We start from the raw sequence: 9,486 nt of genomic DNA on the forward strand, positions 1-9,486 counted from the left end.
CAGCGACGGCGCAGGTCCTCATAGCTCGCGACGTGGCCGGCGACGGCGTCGCTGCGCGCCTGGAGCACCGGCGCGAGGTCGACGATGCGGTCGGGCGTCGCGGCTGCGACGTCGCGCCGCAACCCCGCGATGCCCTCGACCAGCACGCCGCTGCGGCGCACCAGATCGTCGTGCTGCTGGGCGAGTGCGGTCAGGGTCGCTGCGTGCTCGAGGACCCGGGCCGCGACTCGCCTCAGGGCCAACGACATCGCGTCGGCGCCGCGCCCCATCGCGGTCGAGGCGCGCCGGTAGGCCCCGGCCGAGGCACCGGTCCACCCGGTGAGGCGCGCCGGGCCTGCCACGAAGGTGCCGAGGTCGTCGAGACGCGCGCAGGCCGCACGCAGCCGCAGTCCACAGTCCTCGACCGCTCCAGGCGCGACGTTCAGCGACGGCATCACGCTCGGCGCCGCCGGCAGTCGCACCGCGATCATCGGAGCTGCTCCAGATAGGGCAGGAGCAGGAGGAAGTCGGCGCCGATCACCTCGTCGGTGTGCACCCAGGCCGCCATGACCGACCGCAGGGCGTCGGCCTGCTCGGCCGACAGGTCGGCGGCGCGACCGACGTGGTCGCCCCAGGCGCGCACGAAGTCGGCGGCGGCGCGCTCGACCCGCGGCGGGAAGCCCGTGACGGGAGCCTGGTCGACCTGGGCAGCGGCAGCCCGGAGGTCGTGGTGCTGCTCGTCCCAGCCGCGGGAGGCCCGACCCACGTCGGTCGGGACCATCCGCATCTCGACCGGGTCGTCCCCGGTGGCGGAGCCTCCCGAGCCAGGTGTGTGCATGCCTGCACGCTCGCTGCTCGCGCGGGATCGCGAAGCGCACGGCGTTCAGGCTGTGGAGAGCCCTCGAGGTCAGCGAGGGTGTGCAGGGATCCCGGTCAGGTCAGAGGTTCGGGAACCACAGCGCGATCTCGCGCGCGGCCGACTCCTCGGAGTCGGAGGCGTGGACGAGGTTCTCGCGGTTCGACAGCGACAGGTCGCCGCGGATCGTGCCCGGGGCGGCCTTGCGGCCGTCGGTGGCGCCGTTCAGCGAGCGGACGACGTCGATCGCCTCGTCGCCCTCGAGCACCAGGGAGACCATCGGACCGCTGGTCGCGAACGTGCGCAGCGGCGGGTAGAAGTCGCGCTCCACGTGCTCGGCGTAGTGCTGGTCGGCGAGCTCGCCGTCGACCTCACGGTGCTCCATGGCGACGATCGTGAGGCCCTTGGCCTCGAAGCGACCGAGCACCTCCCCCACGAGTCCCCGGCGGACGGTGTCGGGCTTGAGCAGGACGAGAGTGCGCTGGGTCATGGCGCTCAGCCTAGTGCGGCGGCCCGGGCGGTCACGTCCGTGGGGACGTCTGCGTGCGAGTCCGCCGCGCTGATCGCGTCGCCGGCGACCCGTCGTACGGGGATCACACCGGCCCACACACCGGCCTCGACGTCGCCGGGCTCGTCGACCGGGTCACCCGAGCGCTGCTTCAGCGACGCCTCGGCCAGGGGGACTGCGAGCACGGACGTCGCCGCCAGCTCCTTGCGGGTGGGCTCCCGCAGGGTGGCGGATCGCCCGGGCACCATGTGGTCGACGGTCAGCGCGAGGGCGTGCGCCTTCTCGTCCGGGTCGGTGACGACCCGGGCCCGGCCGATCACCACCGCCGAGCGGTAGTTCATGGAGTGGTGGAACCCCGAGCGTGCGGCGACGAGGCCGTCCAGCTCGGTGATGGTGACGCACACGGTCGTCGCCTCCGAGGCGTTCAGCCACCGGGCCGCGACGGAGCCGTGGATGTAGAGGGTGCCCTCGTCGTCCGGTCCGTCGAGATCGGCGGCGAAGGCGACCGGCAGCACGACCGGGTGCTCGCCGGTGTCGACGCCGACGTGAGCCACCAGAGCGTCGGCGAGCAGGGCATGGAGAGCGGCTCGGTCGGTGACGGCGCGCTTGCTCCCGCGCCGGACGGTGGTGCGATCGGTGGGCGAGAGCGGCGTGCTCATGGGTTCTGGGCGTCGAACGCGCGGAACGCCGCGGCACGCTCGCGCTCGATCTTGCGACCGAGCAGGTCGGCCGAGGCCCAGAGCAGCGCGAAGATGCCGCCCAGGAAGAACATCGTGGTCACCAGGAAGCCCAGCGCGATCGCCGCACCCTGGATGCTCCAACCGACGTTGTAGGCCCACTCCTTGCGCAGCAGCCCCGACGTCAGCAGGCAGAGCAGCGCGAGACCGAGCCCGACGGGCAGCGCGGTGCCGGGCGGGACGTCGGCGACGGCGATCATCACCGGCGTGCTGAGCCCGAGGGTGATGGCCTCGAGGAACAGCACCGCCGAGCACATGCCACGGCGCGGCGACTTGTCCCGCTCACTCATGCCTGGCTCCCCCGGCTCCCCCGGCGGGCCAGCAGCGCGCGCGCCTCACCGACGGTGACGACCGAGCCGGTGACGAGCACGGCCCCCGAGCCGAGCGGGCTGCCGAAGGCCTCGCCGGCCTCGGCCAGGGTGGCCGCGGCCTCCAGGGCGGAGGCGAGGTCGGGCACGACGCTGACGCGGTCCTCGTCGAAGACCTCGAGCGCGGCCTCGCCGAGTCGGTCGGCCGGCATCGCGCGGTCGGTGGAGTTCTGGGTGCAGACGACGTGAGCGAAGTGCGGCTCGAAGGCGGCGAGCAGCCCCTCGTGGTCCTTGTCGCCCATCACGCCGACGACGCCGATGAGCGGGTTGAACTGGAAGGAGTCCTCCAGCGCGGCCGCCGTGGCCTGGGCGCCGTGCGGGTTGTGGGCGGCGTCGAGGACGATCGTGGGGCTGCGTCGGATGACCTCGAGGCGACCCGGCGAGGTCACCTCGGCGAACGCGGCTCGCACCAGCTCGTCGTCGAGGACGGCCTCGCCGGCGAAGGCCTCCACCGCGGCGAGCGCCACGGCGGCGTTCTGGGCCTGGTGCGCGCCGAACACGGGCAGGAAGATGTCGTCGTAGCGACCGCGCAGCCCCTGGAGGGAGATCACCTGGCCGCCGACGGCGGCGACGCGGGAGATCACGCCGAAGTCGTGGCCCTCACGCACCACGGTGGCCCCGACCTCCTGGGCGTGCTCGAGGAGCGGCGTCGCGGCATCCACGGACTGCTCGGCCAGGACCGCGATCGAGCCCGGCTTGATGATCCCGGCCTTCTCACGGGCGATGGCGCCCGGCGTGTCGCCGAGGAAGGCGGCGTGGTCGACGGCGACCGGGAGGACGACGGCCACGTCGGCGTCGATGACGTTGGTGGCGTCCCACGTGCCGCCCATGCCGACCTCGACGATCGCCACGTCGACCGGGGCGTCGGCGAACGCGGCGTACGCCATCCCGACCACGGTCTCGAAGAACGACAGCGGGAAGGGCTGGTCGGTGTCGACGAGGTGCGTGTAGGGCGCGACGTCGTTGAAGGCGCGCACGAACTCCTCATCGTCGAGGGGCTCGCCGTCGACGCTGATCCGCTCGCTCATCCGCTCCACGTGCGGGGAGGTGAACCGACCCGTGCGCAGCTCGAGGGCGCGCAGCAGGGTGTCGATCATCCGCGAGGTGGAGGTCTTGCCGTTGGTGCCGGTCAGGTGGATCGAGCGGAACGAGGCCTGCGGGTCACCGAGCAGCTCGCAGAACGCACGGATCCGGTCGAGCGAGGGCTCGAGCTTGGTCTCGGGCCAGCGCGACAGCAGGGCGTCCTCGACCTCGCGACAGGTCTCGGCGAGCCTGGGGGCGTCAGGCTGCTCAGCGGGCTCAGGGGCGTCTGGGGTCTCAGTGGTGTCCGACATCTCGACCCGAGTCTAGGGACTCCTCCGCGACCCTTTGCGCCGAGTCGGCGCGACAACGCGCCGACTCGGCGAGAAACGGTGGCGGCGGATCAGGAATTGACGCGTGACAGTTACTAGAACACGTTCTAGGTTGGGGTCACCTGATCGTCGTGACATCGACGTCGCGCCGTCACATCGTCGAAAGGCACCGCCCGCATGAAGACCACCGTCGCCATCGTGAACGAGCCCGGCCAGCCCTTCCTGCTCGAGGAGGTCGAGATCGACGAGCCGCGCGCCGACGAGGTGCTGGTGCGGATCGTGGCGACCGGGCTGTGCCACACCGACCTCTCCCTGCGCGACACGCTCCCGGCCGAGATGTTCCCCCGGGTCTTCGGCCACGAGGGCGCCGGCGTCGTGGAGCAGGTGGGCGCCGACGTCACCGGCATCACGGTGGGCGACCACGTGCTCATGAGCTTCCGCTCGTGCCGCGAGTGCGCGAAGTGTGCCGAGGGCCTGGTGGGCTACTGCGACCAGTCGATGATGTTCAACTACATGGGCTTCCGCATGGACGGCTCGACCACCCACCACCGCGACGGCAACCCCGTCTACGCCTCCTTCTTCGGCCAGTCGAGCATGGCGCAGCACGCCATCGCCTACGCCGACAACTGCGTGGTCGTCGACAAGTCCCTCGACCTCGCGACCCTCGCGCCGTACGGCTGCGGCTTCCAGACCGGCGCGGGCACCGTGCTCAACATCTTCGAGCCCGGCCCGGACGACAGCCTGGTCGTCTTCGGCTGCGGGGCCGTCGGACTCGCAGCCATCGTGGCCGCCAAGGCCTCGGGCTGCGGCACGATCGTCGCGGTCGACCTGATGGCCAGTCGGCTCGAGGTCGCGGAGAAGTACGGCGCCGTGGCCGTCGACCCGGGTGCGCTCGGTGAGCAGTCGGTCGTCGACAAGGTCAAGGAGCTCACCGGCGGCGGAGCGTCGTACGCCATCGACACGACCGCGATCTCCGCGGTCGTCAAGCAGGCCCAGCAGTCGCTGGCCATGCGCGGCACCCTGGTCGCTCTCGGCCTGGGCGCCGAGGAGTACGCCATCGACGCCATCGACCTGCTCCAGAGCGGCAAGGTCATCCGCTCCTCGGTCGAGGGCGAGTCGGACCCGCAGGAGATGATCCCCCGCTTGATCGCCATGCGTGCGGCCGGCGACTTCGACGTTGACGACCTGGTCACGACGTACTCCTTCGACCAGATCCAGCAGGCCATCGACGACGTGACCTCGGGTGCGGTGGTCAAGCCCGTCCTGGTGTGGTGACGACGGCAACCACGGCCGGTAGGACGGCGACACATCGTCGCAACTAGGATTTCACCTATGACTGAGACTCCCGCAGCACAGGCCCCGGACCCGACGAGCGACGCGGGCACCCCCGCTGCCGCCGTCGTCGTACCGGACAGGCCCGCGCTCGAGGGTCTCGAGGCCAAGTGGTCGGAGCAGTGGAAGTCCGACGACACCTACGCCTTCGACCGCACCGCCGAGCGCGAGGACGTCTACTCGATCGACACCCCGCCGCCCACGGTGAGCGGGAGCCTGCACGTCGGACACGTCTTCTCCTACACCCACACCGACCTGATCGCCCGCTACCAGCGCATGCAGGGCAAGGCCGTCTTCTACCCGATGGGCTGGGACGACAACGGCCTGCCGACCGAGCGCCGCGTGCAGAACCACTACGGCGTGCGCTGCGACCCCTCGCTGCCCTACGACGAGGACTTCGCTCCCCCGGAGAAGCCCGACGCCAAGCGCCAGGTCTCGATCAGCCGCCGCAACTTCGTCGAGCTCTGCGAGCTGCTCGTGCCCGAGGACGAGAAGAAGTTCGAGGAGCTGTGGCGCACCCTCGGCCTCTCGGTCGACTGGGACCAGCACTACACGACCATCGGCCCGAAGGCCCAGAAGATCAGCCAGACCGCGTTCCTGCGCAACTTCGCCCGCGGCGAGGCCTACCTCCAGGAGGCGCCGACCCTCTGGGACGTCACCTTCCAGACCGCCGTCGCCCAGGCCGAGCTCGAGGCCCGCGAGTACGCCGGTGCCTACCATCGAGTCTCCTTCCACAAGCCCGACGGCGAGCCCGTCTACATCGAGACGACGCGTCCTGAGCTGATCCCCAGCGTCGTGGCCCTGATCGCGCACCCCGACGACGAGCGCTACCAGGCGTTGTTCGGCACCACCGTCACCTCGCCGGTGTTCGGCGTCGAGGTGCCCGTCGTGGCGCACCCCCTGGCCGAGATCGACAAGGGCTCCGGCATCTTGATGTGCTGCACGTTCGGCGACCTCACCGACGTCACCTGGTGGCGCGAGCTCAACCTGCCGGTGCGCACGGTCGTGGGCCGCGACGGCCGCTTCACCCGCGAGACCCCGCCGTGGCTCGCCAGCGAGCAGGCCGCCACCGCCTACGCCGAGCTGGCCGGCAAGACGACGTTCTCGGCTCGCGAGGCGATGGTCGCGGCGCTGCGTGAGAGCGGCGACCTCGACGGCGAGCCCAAGCCCACCCAGCGGATGGCGAACTTCTACGAGAAGGGCGACAAGCCGCTCGAGATCGTCGCCACCCGCCAGTGGTACCTCCGCAACGGCGGGCGCGACGCCGCCCTGCGCACCGAGATGCTCGACCGTGGCCGCGAGCTCGACTGGGTGCCGGCGCACATGAAGCACCGTTACGACAACTGGGTCGGTGGCCTCAACGGCGACTGGCTCATCTCGCGCCAGCGCTTCTTCGGCATCCCCTTCCCGGTCTGGTACCCGCTCGACGCCGAGGGCGAGCCCGACTACGAGCACCCGCTGCTGCCCACCGAGGCCGAGCCGCCGGTCGACCCGTCCACCGACGCCCCGCGCGGGTACGACGAGTCGCAGCGCAACCAGCCCGGCGGCTTCCTCGGCGACCCCGACGTGATGGACACGTGGGCGACGTCGTCGCTCACGCCCCTGATCGCCGGCGGCTGGGAGAGCGACCCCGACCTGTTCGGTCGCGTCTTCCCGATGGACCTCTGCACCCACGCCCACGACATCATCCGCACCTGGCTGTTCTCGCGCATCGTCCGCTCGGACCTCGAGTTCGGCACGCTGCCGTGGAAGCACGCGCTGATCTCGGGCTTCGTGCTGGCCGGCACCGGCAAGGGCAAGATGTCGAAGTCCAAGGGCAACAACAAGATCGACCCCGAGTACCTCCTCGAGACCTACGGCGCGGACGCCGTCCGCTGGCGCGCCGCGATCGGTCGCCCCGGCCTCGACTCCCCCTTCGACGAGCAGCAGATGAAGGTCGGACGTCGCCTCGCGATGAAGGTGCTCAACGCCTCCAAGTTCGTGCTCGGCAACGTCGGCGGCACCTCGCTCGACCCCGTGCGGGTCAGCGCGCCGGTCGACTGCGCCCTGCTCGCCCGCCTCGCGGGCGTCGTCAACAAGGCCACCGACGCGTTCGAGGCCTACGACTACTCCACCGCCCTCGAGGTCACCGAGAAGTTCTTCTGGGAGTTCTGCGACGACTACCTCGAGCTGGTCAAGGAGCGCGCCTACGCGGAGGACGGCGGCGCCGCGACGGAGTCGGCCAAGGCGACGCTGACCATCGCCCTGGAGATGCAGCTGCGCCTGCTCGCGCCCTTCCTGCCCTACGTGACCGAAGAGGTCTGGTCGTGGTGGCAGTCCGGCTCGATCCACCAGAAGTCCTGGCCCGTCGCCACCGAGCTGGGCTCGGCCGCAGCGGCCAACCCGGCCACGGTCGACGCCGTCGCGGCGGTGCTGCGCGGCGTGCGTGGCGCGAAGTCGCAGGCCAAGGTCTCGATGCGAGCCCGCCTCTCCCAGGTGACCGTCAGCGGCCCGCAGGAGATGCTCGACCGAGTCGCGCTCGCGCAGGACGACCTGGTCGCCGTCGGCAAGATCGACGACCTGGTGCTCGTCGCCAACGACGCGACCGAGCTCAGCATCGACGCGACCCTGGCGCCCGTCGAGGAGTGAGGCACGAGCTCGTCGACAGGAGCCAGGGCCGAGGAACGAGGTCCTGGCTACCGGTCATCGAGTAGCCGGCCGAGCCTGCGAGGGCCGGCGTACCGAGATGGCCGCGACGGGCACACCAACAGTGCGCACCTCACCGCGTCTCGATACGCCCGGCCCGCGACTTCGTCGCTCGGCCGGGCTACTCGACGACCAAGGGGTGCCCGCGACTTCGTCGCTCGGCCGGGCTACTCGACGACCAGGGTCACGCGGACTTCTTCTTGGGCTTCTCGCGCAGGATCAGCTCGGGCTCGGCGCCACCGAGGACCACCTCGGCGTTGATGATCACCTTGGCGACGTCGCCGCGCGAGGGGACGTCGTACATCACGTAGAGGAGGACCTCTTCGATGATGGCGCGCAGGCCACGGGCGCCGGTGCCGCGCTCGAGGGCCTTGTCGGCGATCGCGAGGATCGCGTCGTCGGCGAACTCGAGCTCGACTCCGTCGATGTCGAAGAGCTTGCGGTACTGCTTGACCAGCGCGTTGCGCGGCTCGGTGAGGATCTGCACGAGCGCGGCCTGGTCGAGCTTGGTGACGCTCGCGATGAGCGGCAGCCGGCCGATGAACTCGGGGATCAGACCGAACTTGGTGAGGTCCTCGGGGCGGACCAGCGCGAGCAGGTCGTCGGCCGCGCGCTGCTCGGCGCCACGCACCTCGGCGGTGAAGCCGAGGGTCTTCTTCCCGACGCGCTGCTCGATGATGTGCTCGAGACCGGCGAAGGCACCGCCCACGACGAACAGGATGTTCGTGGTGTCGATCTGGATGAACTCCTGGTGCGGGTGCTTGCGGCCGCCCTGCGGCGGCACCGAGGCGGTCGTGCCCTCGATGATCTTCAGCAGCGCCTGCTGCACGCCCTCGCCGGAGACGTCGCGCGTGATCGAGGGGTTCTCGGCCTTGCGGGCCACCTTGTCGATCTCGTCGATGTAGATGATGCCGGTCTCGGCCTTCTTGACGTCGTAGTCAGCGGCCTGGATCAGCTTGAGGAGAATGTTCTCGACGTCCTCGCCGACGTAGCCGGCCTCGGTGAGCGCGGTGGCGTCAGCGATGGCGAAGGGCACGTTGAGCATGCGGGCGAGGGTCTGGGCGAGATAGGTCTTGCCGCAGCCGGTCGGGCCGATCACCAGGATGTTGGACTTGGCGACCTCGACGACCTCGTCCTTCGAGTGCTTGCCCGAGGTCGGCGCCAGGCCGGCCTGCACGCGCTTGTAGTGGTTGTAGACCGCCACGGCGAGCGACTTCTTGGCCTGCTCCTGCCCGATGACGTAGGAGTTGAGGAACTCGAAGATCTCCTTGGGCTTGGGCAGCTCGGCGAGCTCGACGTCCGAGCCCTCGCTGAGCTCTTCCTCGATGATCTCGTTGCAGAGATCGATGCACTCGTCACAGATGTAGACGCCGGGGCCGGCGATGAGCTTCTTGACCTGCTTCTGGCTCTTGCCGCAGAAGGAGCACTTGAGCAGGTCGCCTCCGTCACCGATACGTGCCACGGGGGTCCTCCAGATGGTCGAGCGTGATGAAGCGGGATTGCAACATGGTGCGGGATCCGACGGTACCCCGTGCCGTCCCCACCACGGGGGACGAACACGGGAAACCTTCGGGGTGGATCAGGCCAGTGCCGGGGTCTTGAGCGACTCCAGGACCGAGTCGATCAGGCCGTACTCGACGGCCTGCGCGGCCGTGAGGATCTTGTCGCG

Annotated in this window: 10 protein-coding genes; 2 read left to right on the top strand and 8 right to left on the bottom strand. The window is 70.3% G+C overall.

All coding sequences use genetic code 11. The annotated features are described in order from the left end of the window. From VOI19_RS07635 to VOI19_RS07660, 6 genes are all read right to left on the bottom strand, one after another. A partial coding sequence (locus VOI19_RS07635; protein ID WP_323792365.1) for a hypothetical protein occupies positions 1–470 on the bottom strand: 470 nt, incomplete at its 3' end. Then, a complete protein-coding gene (locus VOI19_RS07640; protein ID WP_323792366.1) occupies positions 467–817 on the bottom strand; it encodes a hypothetical protein in 351 nt (116 codons plus the stop codon). The genes VOI19_RS07635 and VOI19_RS07640, both read right to left, overlap by 4 nt. A gap of 100 nt (positions 818–917) precedes the next feature. Beyond that, positions 918–1,325, bottom strand: coding sequence for a nucleoside-diphosphate kinase (gene ndk / locus VOI19_RS07645; protein ID WP_323792367.1), 408 nt, complete (start codon positions 1,323–1,325; stop codon positions 918–920). 5 nt (positions 1,326–1,330) lie between these two features. Then, the gene (locus tag VOI19_RS07650; protein ID WP_323792368.1) at positions 1,331–2,002 is read right to left on the bottom strand and encodes a pyridoxamine 5'-phosphate oxidase family protein; all 672 of its coding nucleotides are present in this window, start codon (positions 2,000–2,002) and stop codon (positions 1,331–1,333) included. Further along, a complete protein-coding gene (locus VOI19_RS07655) occupies positions 1,999–2,370 on the bottom strand; it encodes a DUF4233 domain-containing protein (protein WP_323792369.1) in 372 nt (123 codons plus the stop codon). The genes VOI19_RS07650 and VOI19_RS07655 overlap by 4 nt, the downstream gene beginning before the upstream one ends. Continuing rightward, on the bottom strand, positions 2,367–3,782 hold the full coding sequence (locus VOI19_RS07660) for a folylpolyglutamate synthase/dihydrofolate synthase family protein (RefSeq protein ID WP_323792370.1): 1,416 nt from the start codon (positions 3,780–3,782) through the stop codon (positions 2,367–2,369). The genes VOI19_RS07655 and VOI19_RS07660 overlap by 4 nt, the downstream gene beginning before the upstream one ends. 195 nt (positions 3,783–3,977) lie before the next feature. Between VOI19_RS07660 and VOI19_RS07665 the strand changes: the two genes are divergently transcribed. Beyond that, a complete protein-coding gene (locus tag VOI19_RS07665; protein WP_323792371.1) occupies positions 3,978–5,075 on the top strand; it encodes an NAD(P)-dependent alcohol dehydrogenase in 1,098 nt (365 codons plus the stop codon). A gap of 57 nt (positions 5,076–5,132) precedes the next feature. After that, entirely contained in the window at positions 5,133–7,760 is a 2,628-nt protein-coding gene (valS, locus tag VOI19_RS07670; protein WP_323792372.1) for a valine--tRNA ligase, read from the top strand. 241 nt (positions 7,761–8,001) lie between these two features. On the opposite strand, the gene clpX is transcribed toward valS, so the two are convergent. Then, positions 8,002–9,279, bottom strand: a complete 1,278-nt coding sequence (gene clpX / locus VOI19_RS07675; protein WP_323792373.1) for an ATP-dependent Clp protease ATP-binding subunit ClpX — start codon at positions 9,277–9,279, stop codon at positions 8,002–8,004. Between the two features lie 117 nt (positions 9,280–9,396). Next, positions 9,397–9,486 (bottom strand): ATP-dependent Clp protease proteolytic subunit (locus tag VOI19_RS07680; RefSeq protein WP_323792374.1); only part of this gene is annotated, 90 nt, incomplete at its 5' end.

Source organism: Nocardioides sp. (genome assembly GCF_034670285.1).
In the GTDB taxonomy this organism is placed as follows: Bacteria; Actinomycetota; Actinomycetes; order Propionibacteriales; family Nocardioidaceae; genus Nocardioides.